Source organism: Pantoea sp. RIT-PI-b (assembly GCF_001187905.1).
Lineage (GTDB): Bacteria > Pseudomonadota > Gammaproteobacteria > Enterobacterales > Enterobacteriaceae > Pantoea > Pantoea nemavictus.
In genome coordinates, this window is sequence record NZ_LGIS01000014.1 from 122,012 (window position 1) to 135,820 (window position 13,809).

Consider the following 13,809-nt stretch of genomic DNA (forward strand, 5'->3'; position numbering starts at 1 on the left):
ATAAAGAGGCTCATGAGCGCTCCCAACGTAACTGCGCGTATTTTGCGACTGATTGTCGAAAATGCGCCTATTAGTCAATCCGATCTCAAAGTACGCAGTGGCCTCAGCATGTCGACGGTGTCGCAAGCCACGAATCGTCTGCTGACCGGCGGTATTGTGCAGGAGCTGGGGCTGCGTCGCGTGTCGATGGGGCGGCCAAAAACGCTGCTCGGTCTCAATCCCGATCACGCCAGCGTGGTAGGGATTCAGCTCAATGCTGAACGCAACCTGATGGTGCTGACCGATCTTAGCGGCAATATTATTGGCGAGCAGCAGATTCCCTCCGGCGCGATGACGCCCAAGCAGCTTGGCGATGCGCTGGCAAAATTCCTGCGCGGCGTCGAAGGCAAAAAGGTCGGTGCGATTGGCCTGGCGCTGTCGGGCTTAGTGGATGCCAGCAACGGCGTGTGCGTGCTATCACGCGCGCTGGGCTGGGACAACGTGCCGATCGCACACCTGCTGGAAGAGCGCTTCTCGCTGCCGGTATTTATCGAAAATGACGCCAATGCGCTGGCAATGGCGGCGCTGGTGTTTGGCCAGTTGGGTCATGCGCAGTCGGCGGTGATTGCCACCTTTGGTAAAGGCATCGGCGCAGGAATTCTGCTCGATCGTCAGCTCTATCGCGGGCGCCACGGTAAAGCCGGTGAGATTGGCGTTTCGCTGCTGGGTGACGGATCCGAGCGTTTGCTGGAGGACGTAGCCTCATCGCAGGCGATTCTGCAGCGCGTAGCGGCCACGGCGAAAGAAGCAGTGCCGCAAACGCTGCGCGACCTGGATATGCGCCCTACGGCGGAGGTGCTGAGTGCGCTGGCCGAGGCCGGACAGCATCTTGGCATGTCGCTGGCGAACCTGTCTGTGGCCTACGATCCTGACGTGGTGTATTTAGCGATGGAGCCGCAAATGGCTTCGCGCATCCTGCTCGATCACATCACGCAAAGTTTCCAGACCTACCGTTTGAAGCTGACGCCGCACATGACGCCGCTGCAGTTTCTCACCGAGTCGAACCGCATGTGGGCACAGGGCGCCGCCGGATTCGCGGTGAATAAGCTGCTGGATTTGTTGGCCGCGCAGGCCGATGAAGAGATCATGTCCAATAATTAATTGCGCGATAAATGCCCGCTCAATCTGTAGCGGCGCGATTCATCGCGCGTTTTAATGGCGCATCGTGCTCGCGGCATTGATGTGCAATAAATTGCGCCGCTACGGCATGGTGCTGGTTGTACCTTATCTGAGCCGCAAACCCTGCTCATCAAACAACAAACAGCTCTCGGCACGTAGCTGATAACTTAGCCGCTCGCCAATCGTATGCTCCGCCACGTTACGCTCCTCAATCACCAACAGCTTCTCTTCACCGATATCGAGATAGAGATAATTGGTGTGCCCGAGCATCTCGCTGAACGACAGCTCACCGCTGAAACTGAGCGCATCATGATTGCTGCCGACAGACTGGAAGTGCTCAGGGCGCACACCCAACGTGATTTTCTGTCCTTCGCGGCACGGTGCGGCAATCGGCAGCGTTAACTGACTGATGCCCAGCGCCGGCACCCGCAGCTGCACCGCACCGGTCGTAATCGCGGCCACTTCGGCGTGGAGAAAATTCATCTTTGGCGAACCGATAAATCCGGCGACAAACAGGTTGTCGGGATCGCGATACAGCGCCATCGGCGCGCCAACCTGCTCAATACGGCCCTGACGCAGCACCACAATACGATCCGCCAGCGTCATCGCTTCCAGCTGATCGTGCGTCACGTAAATCATGGTATTACCCAGCGAGGTGTGCAGGCGCGCAATCTCGATGCGCATCTGCAGGCGTAACTCGGCGTCCAGATTCGAGAGCGGCTCATCGAACAGGAAAATGCGCGGATGGCGGATAATGGCGCGGCCAATCGCGACGCGTTGACGCTGTCCACCGGACAGCGCGCGCGGTAAACGATCAAGAAATTCAGTCAGATGCAGGCGCGCCGCCGTCTGTTTAATTGCCTGCTCTATCTCGGCTTTCGGGCGCTTCATCACTTCCAGCGGATAAGCCAGATTGCCGCGCACCGTCATGTTCGGGTAGAGCGCATACGACTGAAACACCATAGCGATGCCGCGCTCGGTGGCGGGCTGTTCGGTCATGTCGGCGCCTTCAATTAACAGCTTACCGTCGCTGATCTCCTCCAGCCCGGCAATCATGCGCAGCAGCGTCGATTTGCCGCAGCCAGAAGGACCAACAAACACCACGAATTCGCCGCTGTTGATGGTGAGATCGATGCCGTGAATCACGTTCACATTCTCGTAGGACTTCTTAACGTTTTGCAGATGCAGGCTGGTCATGCGGTGCCTCGAATCAGAGAAGTTGGCCCATATAAATGGCGTTGCTGCGCATAATCGGCGTGAAGCCGAGGCGCTGGTAGAAACCACACACCTGCTCGTTTTGCAGGCTGACGCCGAGATAAACGCCCGGCACGCCTGCGGCACGCAGATCGTGCAGCAGCTGTTCAATCAGCTTGCGGCCCCAGCCACCTTGCTGCGCGGCAGGCAGCAGATTGATATGCAGATGCGCCGGCCACTGCGTGACCAGCTGTTCGGCGGCAGCATCGGGCTGATGAATGCCCTCCAGCACTTTGCTATCCAGCGCGGCCTGCGGCACGTAATCGCGATACTGCTGCTGCAGATGTGGCCACCAGTGCGCATCCAGCTGCGCTTCAAAGGCACGCGTATCCGGTGCGGCAACCGCATAGCCGACCACCTCGCCGTGCTGCTCCAGCACATAAGCAAACTCGGGCGCAAAGCGGGCGTAGGGAATGACAAAGCGCAGACCGGGCAGCGCGGGATCGGAATAAAGCGCGCTGGCGTCGGTGCCGGCATTGGCGGTCTCTAAGCAGATGCGCGACAAGGCGGGAAAATCTGCCTCGCTGGCGCGACGAATAACACCTTCAGCCGTCATGGTGGAGCCTCTGTGGTCAGGAGATGAACAGATTTTACGGTAAAGAAAGCCGACTTAGTTTTCAAGGTGTAATAATTGCGCTGGCGCACAAAGCTGACGCGAACTCTAACCACAAGGCATGAATAAGCGACTCATCAACGCCTGCGCAACGCCTGCCGCTGCGGGCATTGACGGCTCATGACATCCCACCTATGTGGTGTGAATAGAATAACTATAGGATTTTCATATGCTCTATCAGTGAGTTAAAGCGCCTTATCTGCCTGAGTGATTTATACTGAAGCGCCAGCTTTAAACTCTGGCGGTATCTGGTTTGCGCGCTGATTCGCAGCATGCTCTGCTAGCGAGGCGGCTTTTCTTCTTACTCTTTGCACTGTATCACAGAGCAAAAATTCCGCAGTGGTGATGTTTGACTTTCTTTTATGCATAAAGTAAGTATGAATTAAGTGCGTTGCTGCTGCTGAATCAACCTGCCGGGAATCGCAGGTGTCGAGATGAAGGGATGCCAGTCATCTGTTGGAGAAACCGAGCATGATGTGTGATTCAACCAATCGTTCTTCCCGTTTGCAAAGCTCACTGCGCACCTTGTCGCGCCTGGTCTCAGCCGGGATTCTGCTCGGTGCAACCATGGCGGCTGCCCAGGCCGTCACCCTGAATGAATGGGACATCTACAACTATCCGCAGCAGACCGAAGCGGTGGATGAAGCGGTAAAAGCCTTCCAGCAAAAGAATCCGGATATTGTAATTCAACGTTCCGTGCACTCGTTTGAAGACACACGTATTCCGCTCAAGCTGGCGTTAACCGCCGGTGACGGCCCGCAGATTGCCCAGGTGAATCAGGGCGGTGGGGATATGGGATCGCTGGTGAAAGATAAACTGCTGTGGCCGCTGGATGAGTACGCCAAAACCTATGGCTGGACCACGCGCTTCCCGGATTCGATCCTCAAGCGTAACCGCTGGTCGGATAAACAAGATTTCGGTAGCGGCAAGCTGTACGGCGTGGCCAGCCTTGGCGAGATGGTGGGGTTGTACTACAACAAAGCGCTGCTGGATAAAGCCGGCGTTGCGGTGCCAAAAACCTTGCCAGAACTGGAACAGGCAATGGAAAAACTCAAAGCCGCCGGTACGCCACCCATGATGCTTGGCCTGCTCGACGGCAACATGGGCCAGCAGCTGCTCAGCACCTTGTGGGAAGCACAGATTGAGAGCAGCGACCGCAAAAAACTCGACGATCTGATTTACGACGTCGGCGGCACCTTCAAAGACGATAAGCTGGTGAAAGCCGCCAATCTGATGAAGGGCTGGAACGACAAAGGCTACCTGTTCCCGGGCTTCCAGGGCATTGGTCACGACGATGCCGCAACCTTGTTCCAGAATGGTCAGGCGGCCTTCCTGGTGAGCGGCACCTGGTATCTTGGCCAGTTTAAAGACAACAAAGATCTGCATTTCGCCGCAATGCCGGCGGGCGAGGGCGTGCAGCATCCGCTGATGGTGGGCGGCACCGATTTGGCCTTCTCCATCACCAGCACCGCTAAAGATAAGACGCAGCAGGACGCGGCCGCGAAGTTTATCGATTACATCGTCTCGGATGAGATGGCGAATCGCTGGCTGAAAGTCGGTTTCCTGCCCGCCGGCACCAGCAAAAATGCGCAGATTCCGGCGGATAACCCGCTGCTGGCGGAGGCCTATCAAGTGTGGGTGACGCTTAACGATAACGATGGTCTCGGCCATTATCTCGATTGGGCTACCCCAACCATGAACGCCGAACTGAACCAAAATGTGCAGCTGCTGCTGGCGGGACGCCAAACCGCTGACCAGATGGTGATCAACTTCGATAACAACTATCAACGTTACCTGAAAACCCTCAAGCACTGATGACATGCGGCCCGGCATTAGCTGCCGGGCCGCGAACAGGCCCGCAAGCGAGTACGGTTATGCTGAATAAATCTGCCTGGCGCAATGCGCTCTATCTTCTGCCCGCGGTGCTGGTGTATGCGGTGTTTTTACTGCTGCCGCTGCTGGCCTCGTTAGGGATCAGCTTCACCGAATGGGATGGTACGTCGTGGCCCATTTTCATCGGCATGGGCAACTATCTGCGCATGTTCCAGGATCCGGTGTTCTGGGTGGCGCTGGGTAACAACGCCTTGTTGATGCTGTTCTACACGCTGTTTCCGATTGGCGTCGGGTTGCTGCTGTGCAGCTTCCTGTATGAGACGCGTAATAACAAAGAGCGCAGCGTGCTGCGCATCCTCTTCTTCCTGCCGTACATCATGCCGATGGCGGTACTGGGCGTGGTGTGGCGCTGGTTGTATAACCCGGCATTTGGCCCGATCGATCAGTTCCTGCGCGCCGTGGGTTTGCCGCAGCTGGCGCTGTCGTGGCTGGGCGATTTTACCTGGGCGCTGCCCGCCGTTGGCTTTGTGGCGACCTGGTACTTCTTTGGTTTCTGCTTAGTGCTGTTTATGGCCGGTTTGCAGCGTATGGATCCGTCGCTGCTGGAAGCGGCCGATCTGGATGGCTCATCACGCCGCCAGAAATTTATGCGCATCACGCTGCCATCGCTGCGGCCGGAACTGCGCATTGCGCTGCTACTGACGGTGATTGCCAGCCTGAAAGCCTTCGATCTGGTGTATGTGATGACGCAGGGCGGACCCGGCACGTCCACCATGGTGACCAACATCTTTATGTATAAGCAGGGCTTTGACCTGCACTACTTTGGCTATGCCTCCGCCGTGGCGGTATTCAGTATGATGATTGTATTAATAATCAATGGATTAATTCACTTGTGCTTACGGGAGCGTCACTGATGCGCGGCACGCCTTTTGCCCCACGCGCGCTGATTTGGATTGTCGCGCTGCTGACCATTTTGCCGTTTTTAATGGCGCTGATGACCTCGTTCAAAACCCAGATGGAACTGTTCCAGGGCGTATTCACGTTGCCCTCGTCGCTCAATTTTAAAAACTACGTTACCGCCTGGCAGCAGGGACATTTCAACATCTACTTTATGAACTCAGTGCTGGTGGTGATTCCGGTGGTGATCTGCAGCATTCTGCTTGGCATTCTGGCGGGATTTGGCTTTGCGTGGCTGAAGATCCCCGGAAAAACGCTGGTCGCGGCGCTGCTGGGCCTTGGCATGGTGCTGCCGAGCGAAGCCTTCATCATTCCGCTTTATCACGAACTGCGCTGGATGGGGTTGACCAACACCTATCTGGCGCTGATTCTGCCGCAAATCGCCTTGTCGCTGCCGTTTACCACGCTGATGATCGCCACCGCGCTGCAGCAGGTACCGCGCGAGCTGGTGGAAGCGGCGGTGATGGACGGTGCCTCGCGGCGTAAAATTCTGTGGGGACTGCTGGTGCCGGCAATCTGGCCGACGCTCTCTACGCTGGCGCTGCTGCTGTTTATCTGGACGTGGAACGAATTCCTTATCCCGTTGATTCTGGTAAATAAAGATGAGCTACGCACCTTGCCGATCGGCATGATGTTCTTCCAGAACAAAAATACCATTGATATTCCGGTGCTGATGGCGGGCGCAATGATCGTCATCATGCCGCTGGTGGCAGTGTTCCTGGTGTTCCAGCGCAAATTTATCAGCGGCGTCACCGAGGGCGCAGTCAAGTAGAGTCGCCATGTATGGCGACCTGACAAAATCCGCACATCACTCTCGTGGGGCGCCATTAATGGCGACCGTCATGATGGACGCACCAAACCTAACGCCACACTTTGTCCATCAGCAAAAGGTTTAGTCGCGCGGCGCGTGCTGCAATAGCGCATCGCCGCTATTCAGGAAAACCACATGCACCTCTCACTGGCTGATTTCTATCCCGTCGCCGATGGCGAAACCCTTGATACTTCCTGTTTCCAGCGCGCATTAGATCATCTTGCGGCGCGCGGCGGTGGCACGCTGTCGGTGCCGCCGGGGCGCTATCACCTCGGTACGTTGTCGCTAGGCTCCAACATCCATCTGCATCTCGAGGCGGGCGCCACGCTGCTCGCCAGCGCTCGCGTTGATGATTATCAGCAGCAGCTGGCGCAGAGCCAGGCTGAGCTGTCGCAGCATGTGCTGCTGTACGCCGTCGGTCAGCGCAATATCACCGTCAGTGGCAAAGGGACGATCGACGGCAATGGCGAAGCCTGGTTTGCCACAGAAAAGGATCAGCAAGGCTATCGCCTGCCGCGTGCGCAGCGCCCACGCATGATGGTGTTTGAAGATTGCGAGCAGGTGACGCTGGAAGATTTCAGTATTCTTCAGGCGCCGATGTGGACGGTGCATCTGGTGAGTTGTCGCCATGTGCATATTGATCATCTCACCATCGATAACAGCATGAGCATGCCGAATACCGATGCGCTGGATATCGACAGCTGCGAAGCGGTGTTCGTCAGCAATAGCTATCTCAGCGCTGCGGATGACGCCATTTGCATCAAAACCTCGCAAAAACCAGCGCATCTGCGGCGTGCCGCACGACAAATTATGATCAGCAACTGCCTGCTGCGTTCTTACAGCTGCGCGTTCAAAATCGGCACCGAAACTTTCGACGACGTGGAAGATGTCACGGTGTCCGGCTGTACTATTTTCGATTCCAACCGCGCCATCGGCGTGCTATCGCGCGATGGCGGCCACTTCCGCCGTTTGCTGTTCAGCAATATCACGCTGGCATGTCGCCACGCGCCGCCGTGCCATTGGGGCAAAGCTGATGCGCTGTTTGTTTCCGCGCGCGCGCGCGATCCGGCGATTGCGCCAGGCAGCATCGAACAGCTGCAGTTCAGCAACGTCAGCGGCGTGATGGAAGGCGCAATCAATCTGCATGCCGAACGGCCAGGGCAGATTCGTGATGTGATGCTGGCGAATCTGCAGCTGCGACAAGTGGTGACGCAAGGCGTGGAGCAGGGGCATTACGATGTGCGTCCGCCGTGCAATCCCGCATCGCCGACCGGCATGGGGTTGGACAATGCGTACAAGCTGGATAGCGCATCCGGCTTAGCGTATGGCGTGGCGGCCTATCCGGATGGCCTGCCGGGCGTGTTTGCCCGCGGTGTGGAGAATCTCCAGCTGCACAACGTGCTGATTACGCGCCCGCAACCGCTGCCGCACGGCTGGCATGCGGAAACAGTGCAGATTTTGTAAGCTGCGCGAGAAAATCCAGGTCGCCATGAATGGTAGAGTTATTTGTAGGGTGCGCATTCATGCGCACCTGGAAATATCGGTCGTTATAAATGGCGACGCTACAATGCCGAGGCGATAGCCGCGCCCAACTCTTCGGTGCTTGCGCTGCCGCCGAGGTCGCGCGTCAGGCTATTACCTGCCGCCAGCGTACGCTCGATGGCATCCAGCACCGCTGCGCCTGCTTCGGCGTAACCAAGGTGCTCCAGCATCATCGCGCCACACCAAATTTGCCCAATCGGATTGGCAACGCCTTTGCCGGCAATATCCGGCGCGGAGCCGTGCACCGGCTCAAACAGACTCGGGAATTTGCCCTCCGGATTAATGTTGGCGGACGGCGCGATGCCGATGGTGCCGGTACAGGCCGGGCCGAGATCTGACAGGATGTCGCCAAACAGGTTACTGGCGACCACCACATCGAACCAATCCGGATGCAGGACGAAGTTGGCGGTCAGAATATCAATATGATATTTATCGACTTTTACCTCGGGATAGCTCGGCGCCATCGCTGCCACGCGGCTGTCCCAGTACGGCATAGTAATGGCGATACCGTTGGATTTGGTGGCGGACGTCAGGTGTTTTTTCGGGCGCTTTTGCGCCAGATCGTAGGCGAATTTCAGAATGCGATCGACGCCAACGCGCGTCATCACCGTTTCCTGAATCACCACTTCGCGCTCGGTACCGGGGAACATGGTGCCGCCTACCGACGAATATTCGCCCTCGGTATTTTCACGCACCACGTAGAAATCGATATCGCCCGGCTGACGATTCGCCAGCGGGGCTTTCACTCCCGGCATTAAGCGCACGGGGCGCAGGTTGACGTACTGATCAAATTCACGACGGAACTGCAGCAGCGATCCCCACAGCGATACGTGATCCGGCACCACGTCTGGCCAGCCAACCGCGCCGAAGTAGATGGCATCAAACTGACTCAGCGTGGCGAACCAGTCATCCGGCAGCATTTTGCCGTGCTGCTGCCAATATTCGGCGCTGGCGAAATCAAACCATTGCCACTCCAGCGCGATATCAAATTTCTTCGCCGCTGCATCCAGCACGCGGATGCCTTCCGGCATCACTTCTTTGCCAATGCCATCGCCAGGGATGACGGCGATCTTATAGGTTTTGCCGCTCATAGGGTTTCTCGCAGGTTGCTGTTGATGTTCTGTACGCAGTATAACCATGCATCTGAAGGAAATAATTAGCCTGAGCGATAAGCCAATGTTGAATAAAAGTAGAGAATCGCGCACCTCCACCGACGATCTGGCCTTCTTTGTGCGCGTGGCCGCGCTGGAGAGTTTAACCGCCGCCGCGCGCGAGCTTGGTTTATCGTTACCGGCGGTGAGTAAGCGGCTGAGCCAGCTTGAGCTGCGGTTGGGCGTGCAGTTACTCAAGCGCACCACGCGGCGGCTGGAGCTGACGGCGGAGGGCAAGCGTTATCTCGATGGCGCACGTCCGCTGCTTGACCAGCTGGCGGAGCTGGAAGAGTCGGTTAGCAGTCAAACCTCGGTGCTGCGGGGTTCGCTTAACCTCAATGCATCCTTTGGCTTTGGGCGCCGTCACGTTGCACCTTGCGTGTCGCGCTTTGCCGCGCTGCATCCCGAGCTGGCCATCAGCCTGCAGCTCAGCAGCCAGCCCCTGAATTTTCTTGATGCGCGCGTGGATATTGATATTCGCGTCGGTGAACCGCCAGATGCGCGGCTGATGGCGCGTAAGCTACGAACCAATCCGCGCGTGCTGTGCTGCTCGCCGGATTACGCTGCGCGCCATGGCATGCCTGAGAGCATCGCCGCGCTGGCACAACATAATTGTATTTTGCTGCGTCAGTTCGACAGTGATTTTGCGCTGTGGCGCTTGAGTGATGGCACACGGCAGCTGACGCAAAAGGTGCGCGGTCGCTTAATTACCAACGATGGTGAAGTGGCGATGCAAATGGCGCTGGATGGTCACGGCATTCTGCTGCGTTCGTGGTGGGATGCGCAGCACAGCATTGAGTGCGGCGATCTGCTGCCGGTGTTGCCGCAGTGGACGGCGCCAGACGGTGATATTTATGCTGTCTGGCAGCCGCAGCGTCAGCTGCCCATCCGCATTACGGCCTTTGTGGATTTTTTGCAGTCCGCCTTGTAACTGTTAAGTTAAATTTGATTATTTGTAATCATCATTGACTGTTTGTGAGCAACTTCAAACAAATTAAGCCGCTTTTATCCTATAAATTGCCCTGCTTATGCGTGAGTTCATTCTTATTTGAGTGAAATAAATCATCAAGGCATAAGTGGGGTGGTCATCAGTGCTCAGACACGTCAATAACAATATTGACCACCTCATCAACGGTGCGCGTGAAGCCCAGCGCGTGCCACGACCCTACGTTATCGATGAGGCTGAAATGAAACAATTCTCTACAGAAGGGATGGTGATTATCATCGGGATTGTCATTACGTACATCCTGTTCACCACCTGGCTGACCTGGCGGCTGCGCAGTAAAAACAGCGGCGACTTTATGGCTGGCTCCAATGTGATGCCCGCTTTTGTGGTGGGCGTGATGCTGATGTCGGAATACATCGGTGCCAAATCCACCATCGGCACTGCCCAGGCGGCTTTTGAAGATGGCTTCGCCGCATCCTGGTCGGTGATTGGGGCTGCCATCGGCTTCCCACTGTTTGGCTTCTTACTGGTGAAGCGCATCTATAACACCGGCAAAATCACCATCTCTGCAGCGATCGCGGAACGCTACGGCAACTCAACCAAAAACATTATCTCGTTAATCATGATCTACGCGCTGCTGCTGGTGAACGTCGGAAACTACGTCAGCGGCGCAGCGGCGATCTCGACGGTGCTCAATCTCGATCTTACTACCGCAGCGGTGATCACGGCGATCGTCAGCACTTTCTACTTTATGTTTGGCGGCATGAAAGGCATTGCCTGGGTCACGCTGCTGCATAGCGGGCTGAAATATGTTGGTATTTTGATCATCCTCGGTGTGGCGCTGCACATGACCGGCGGCGTTAGCCCGATGATCAAAGAGATGCCGCATTTCTACTGGACGTGGGACGGCAATGTCGGCGGCAGCACCATCTTTGCCTGGATGATTGGCACCATCGGCTCGATCTTCTGCACTCAGTTCGTGATTCAGGCGATTGCTTCGACCAAAAGCGCGGCCTCTGCCAAGCGTGCGACCTGGGTCGCGTTCTTCTTCTGCATGCCGATTGCCATCGCCATCGCGCTGATTGGCGTGGCGGCGAAATACCTGCATCCCGATATCAAAAGTTTGTACGCGCTGCCGGTATTCCTGCAGGACATGAGTCCGTGGCTGGCCGGCATCGTTACCACCTCATTGGTGGCGTCGATCTTTGTCAGCGTCAGCACCGTAGCGCTGGCGATTGCCTCGCTGGTGGTAAAGGATTTCTACGTGCCGTATCGCAATCCGACGCCAGAACGCGAGTTCCAGATGACGCGTTGGCTGTCGCTGCTGATTGGCTTCCTGCCGCTGATCTTCGTGCTGTTTGTACCGGAAGTGTTGAAGCTGTCGTTCTTCACCCGCGCCATTCGTCTGTCAATTTCGGTGGTGGCGATCATCGCCTTCTACCTGCCGTTCTACAAAAGCACGCGCGGTGCTAACGCCGGGCTGATTGGTGCCTGCGTGGTGACCTCGGTGTGGTATCTGCTGGGCGATCCTTTTGGTATCAATAACATGTATGTCGCGCTGTTTACGCCAGCGGTGATCATGGTGATTGATCGCCTGATCCCGACGCGTCAGACGCAGACCAAAAAAGCCCCCAAATCCTCAATGCAAAACAGTGGAGCCTGACATGAGCGACTTAACTCTTAGCGTGGAACGCAACGGTAACCTTCATCCGCACGCGCAGGATGCGCAGCAGCTCACGGCGATGCTGCCTTCGGTCTGTCCGCAGAACCATGCGGCGAATCTGCTGCCGCTGCCGAACGGCGACGTGTTGTGCGTGTGGTTTGGCGGTACCCAGGAAGGGATCGCCGATATTTCCGTGTGGTGCTCGCGGCTGGAAAGCGGCAGCACGCAGTGGAGCGAGGCGCAAAAACTCTCCGACGATCCAACACGATCCGAGCAAAATCCGCTGCTGTTCCTCGATCCTGACCAGGTCTTGTGGCTGCTGTGGACGGCGCAGAAATCGGGTAATCAGGACACCGCGATTGTGCGTTATCGCCAGTCGCACGATTTGGGTCACAGCTGGGGTGCCATCGACACGCTGCTCGACCAGCCCGGCACCTTTATTCGCCAGCCGATGGTGGTGCTGCCAAACGGTAACTGGCTGCTACCGGTGTTTTACTGCCGCACGCAGCCGGGGGTGAAATGGGTCGGTAACGACGATATCAGCGCAGTAAAAATCTCCAGCGATCGCGGAAAAAGCTGGCGTGATGTGGTAGTGCCGGACAGCCTCGGCTGCGTACATATGAACATCACGCTGCTGCAGGATGGCAGTTTGCTGGCGCTGTATCGCAGCCGCTGGGCAGATTTCATCTACCAAAGCCGCTCGACCGACGGCGGTGAAAGCTGGAGTGCGCCGCGGGCGACTGAGCTGCCGAATAACAATTCGTCGATTCAGGTCACCACGCTGCACAACGGCCATCTGGCGCTGGTGTTCAACGCCATGAGCGCCAAAGATGCCCGCGAGCGCCGCGTGTCGCTGTATGACGAAATTGAAGATGAAGAGGATGACGGCGATGTTGCGGTGGCGGCTGAACCGCAGGTGCACAGCGGACGCAGCGCCTTTTGGGGCGCTCCGCGCGCGCCGATGACGCTGGCGATCTCGGCCGACGGCGGCAAAAGCTGGCCGTGGCAGCGCAATCTTGATGAGGGCGATGGCTACTGCATGACCAACAATTCGCAGCAAAAACTCAACCGCGAGTTCTCCTATCCGAGCATTAAACAGAGCGAGGATGGCGCGCTGCATGTCGCCTACACCTATTTCCGCCAGGCGATTAAATATGTGCGCGTCGATGAAACCTGGGTGACCGGATGAGCAGGCCACGGCACGCGTTGGTGACCGGCGTGAGCTCCGGCATTGGTGCGGCGATTGCCGAACACCTGCTGCAGCAAGGCTGGCAGGTGACCGGTTTTAGCCGCACGCAGGTGAGGAAAGATCATCCGGCTTTTACCTCGGTAAGCGTCGATCTGTTCGATGCCCGCTTGCTGAAACAGGCGCTGGCAGCGCTACCGAAGGTGGATGCGCTGGTACACGCGGCGGGCATGATGGCGGCGGCACCGCTGGGGGATTTGGATGAGGAGCAGGGCACGCGTCTGTGGTACTTGCACGTGCAGGTGGCGCAGATTATGGCCAATGCCCTACAGCCGCAGATGGAGCAGGGCGATCGCATTTTGCTGATTGGCAGCCGCACCTCACGCGGCGCGGCGCATCGCAGCCAATATGTCAGCACCAAAGCGGCGATAGTGGGTATGGCGCGCAGCTGGGCGGCGGAATTGGCAGCCAGGGGCATTACCGTGAATGTGATTGCGCCAGGCGCCACGGAAACGCCGATGCTGCTGCAGCCCGGCCGCGCCAGCTCACCGCCGCAGCTGCCGCCGATCGGGCGCTATATCAAGCCGGAGGAAGTGGCGGCGCTGGCAGGATTTGTACTGTCGCCGGCAGCCGCTGCGATTACCGGGCAGGAGCTGGTGATCTGTGGTGGGGCGTCTTTGTAAGTAGTGCTGCTG

Annotated in this window: 12 protein-coding genes; 9 read left to right on the top strand and 3 right to left on the bottom strand. The window is 57.3% G+C overall.

The features are described 5' to 3' along the window. The first annotated feature begins 12 nt into the window (after positions 1-12). Positions 13-1,140 (top strand): ROK family transcriptional regulator, encoded by a 1,128-nt coding sequence (locus AC790_RS06950; RefSeq protein ID WP_049851310.1) that lies wholly within the window; start codon positions 13-15, stop codon positions 1,138-1,140. A gap of 123 nt (positions 1,141-1,263) precedes the next feature. Here the strand turns inward: AC790_RS06950 and AC790_RS06955 are convergent, their stop codons facing one another. Both AC790_RS06955 and AC790_RS06960 read right to left on the bottom strand, forming a co-directional pair. Further along, entirely contained in the window at positions 1,264-2,355 is a 1,092-nt protein-coding gene (locus AC790_RS06955; protein ID WP_049851311.1) for an ABC transporter ATP-binding protein, read from the bottom strand. 13 nt (positions 2,356-2,368) lie between these two features. Further along, the gene (locus AC790_RS06960; RefSeq protein ID WP_049851312.1) at positions 2,369-2,968 is read right to left on the bottom strand and encodes a GNAT family N-acetyltransferase; all 600 of its coding nucleotides are present in this window, start codon (positions 2,966-2,968) and stop codon (positions 2,369-2,371) included. Between the two features lie 531 nt (positions 2,969-3,499). Between AC790_RS06960 and AC790_RS06965 the strand changes: the two genes are divergently transcribed. From AC790_RS06965 to AC790_RS06980, 4 genes are all read left to right on the top strand, one after another. After that, positions 3,500-4,840 (top strand): ABC transporter substrate-binding protein, encoded by a 1,341-nt coding sequence (locus AC790_RS06965; protein ID WP_049851546.1) that lies wholly within the window; start codon positions 3,500-3,502, stop codon positions 4,838-4,840. Positions 4,841-4,899: 59 nt separating this feature from the next. Next, the gene (locus AC790_RS06970) at positions 4,900-5,772 is read left to right on the top strand and encodes a carbohydrate ABC transporter permease (RefSeq protein ID WP_049851313.1); all 873 of its coding nucleotides are present in this window, start codon (positions 4,900-4,902) and stop codon (positions 5,770-5,772) included. Next, a complete protein-coding gene (locus tag AC790_RS06975; RefSeq protein ID WP_049851314.1) occupies positions 5,772-6,587 on the top strand; it encodes a carbohydrate ABC transporter permease in 816 nt (271 codons plus the stop codon). Before AC790_RS06970 ends, AC790_RS06975 begins: the two co-directional genes overlap by 1 nt. Positions 6,588-6,761: 174 nt before the next feature. Further along, positions 6,762-8,090: a glycoside hydrolase family 28 protein gene (locus tag AC790_RS06980; protein ID WP_049851315.1), complete on the top strand. Its 1,329-nt coding sequence runs from the start codon at positions 6,762-6,764 to the stop codon at positions 8,088-8,090. Between the two features lie 98 nt (positions 8,091-8,188). Here the strand turns inward: AC790_RS06980 and AC790_RS06985 are convergent, their stop codons facing one another. Then, the gene (locus AC790_RS06985) at positions 8,189-9,259 is read right to left on the bottom strand and encodes a tartrate dehydrogenase (RefSeq protein WP_049851316.1); all 1,071 of its coding nucleotides are present in this window, start codon (positions 9,257-9,259) and stop codon (positions 8,189-8,191) included. An 85-nt stretch (positions 9,260-9,344) separates the two neighbouring features. On the opposite strand from AC790_RS06985, the gene AC790_RS06990 reads away from it, so the two are divergent. The 4 genes from AC790_RS06990 (at position 9,345) to AC790_RS07005 (ending at position 13,797) form a co-directional block, all read left to right on the top strand. Then, the gene (locus tag AC790_RS06990; RefSeq protein ID WP_049851317.1) at positions 9,345-10,250 is read left to right on the top strand and encodes a LysR family transcriptional regulator; all 906 of its coding nucleotides are present in this window, start codon (positions 9,345-9,347) and stop codon (positions 10,248-10,250) included. A gap of 256 nt (positions 10,251-10,506) precedes the next feature. Continuing rightward, positions 10,507-11,928, top strand: coding sequence for a sodium:solute symporter family protein (locus AC790_RS06995; RefSeq protein WP_049851547.1), 1,422 nt, complete (start codon positions 10,507-10,509; stop codon positions 11,926-11,928). 1 nt (position 11,929) lies between these two features. Further along, a complete protein-coding gene (locus AC790_RS07000) occupies positions 11,930-13,117 on the top strand; it encodes an exo-alpha-sialidase (protein WP_049851318.1) in 1,188 nt (395 codons plus the stop codon). After that, positions 13,114-13,797, top strand: coding sequence for an SDR family NAD(P)-dependent oxidoreductase (locus AC790_RS07005; protein ID WP_049851319.1), 684 nt, complete (start codon positions 13,114-13,116; stop codon positions 13,795-13,797). Before AC790_RS07000 ends, AC790_RS07005 begins: the two co-directional genes overlap by 4 nt. Positions 13,798-13,809: the final 12 nt, after the last annotated feature.

Excerpts from the sequence above, each read along its gene's own strand:
- AC790_RS06950 (WP_049851310.1), top strand. The coding sequence starts at position 13 with ATGAGCGCTCCCAACGTAACTGCGCGTATTTTGCGACTGATTGTCGAA.
- AC790_RS06955 (WP_049851311.1), bottom strand. The coding sequence starts at position 2,355 with ATGACCAGCCTGCATCTGCAAAACGTTAAGAAGTCCTACGAGAATGTG.
- AC790_RS06960 (WP_049851312.1), bottom strand. The coding sequence starts at position 2,968 with ATGACGGCTGAAGGTGTTATTCGTCGCGCCAGCGAGGCAGATTTTCCC.
- AC790_RS06965 (WP_049851546.1), top strand. The coding sequence starts at position 3,500 with ATGTGTGATTCAACCAATCGTTCTTCCCGTTTGCAAAGCTCACTGCGC.
- AC790_RS06970 (WP_049851313.1), top strand. The coding sequence starts at position 4,900 with ATGCTGAATAAATCTGCCTGGCGCAATGCGCTCTATCTTCTGCCCGCG.
- AC790_RS06975 (WP_049851314.1), top strand. The coding sequence starts at position 5,772 with ATGCGCGGCACGCCTTTTGCCCCACGCGCGCTGATTTGGATTGTCGCG.
- AC790_RS06980 (WP_049851315.1), top strand. The coding sequence starts at position 6,762 with ATGCACCTCTCACTGGCTGATTTCTATCCCGTCGCCGATGGCGAAACC.
- AC790_RS06985 (WP_049851316.1), bottom strand. The coding sequence starts at position 9,259 with ATGAGCGGCAAAACCTATAAGATCGCCGTCATCCCTGGCGATGGCATT.
- AC790_RS06990 (WP_049851317.1), top strand. The coding sequence starts at position 9,345 with ATGTTGAATAAAAGTAGAGAATCGCGCACCTCCACCGACGATCTGGCC.
- AC790_RS06995 (WP_049851547.1), top strand. The coding sequence starts at position 10,507 with ATGAAACAATTCTCTACAGAAGGGATGGTGATTATCATCGGGATTGTC.
- AC790_RS07000 (WP_049851318.1), top strand. The coding sequence starts at position 11,930 with ATGAGCGACTTAACTCTTAGCGTGGAACGCAACGGTAACCTTCATCCG.
- AC790_RS07005 (WP_049851319.1), top strand. The coding sequence starts at position 13,114 with ATGAGCAGGCCACGGCACGCGTTGGTGACCGGCGTGAGCTCCGGCATT.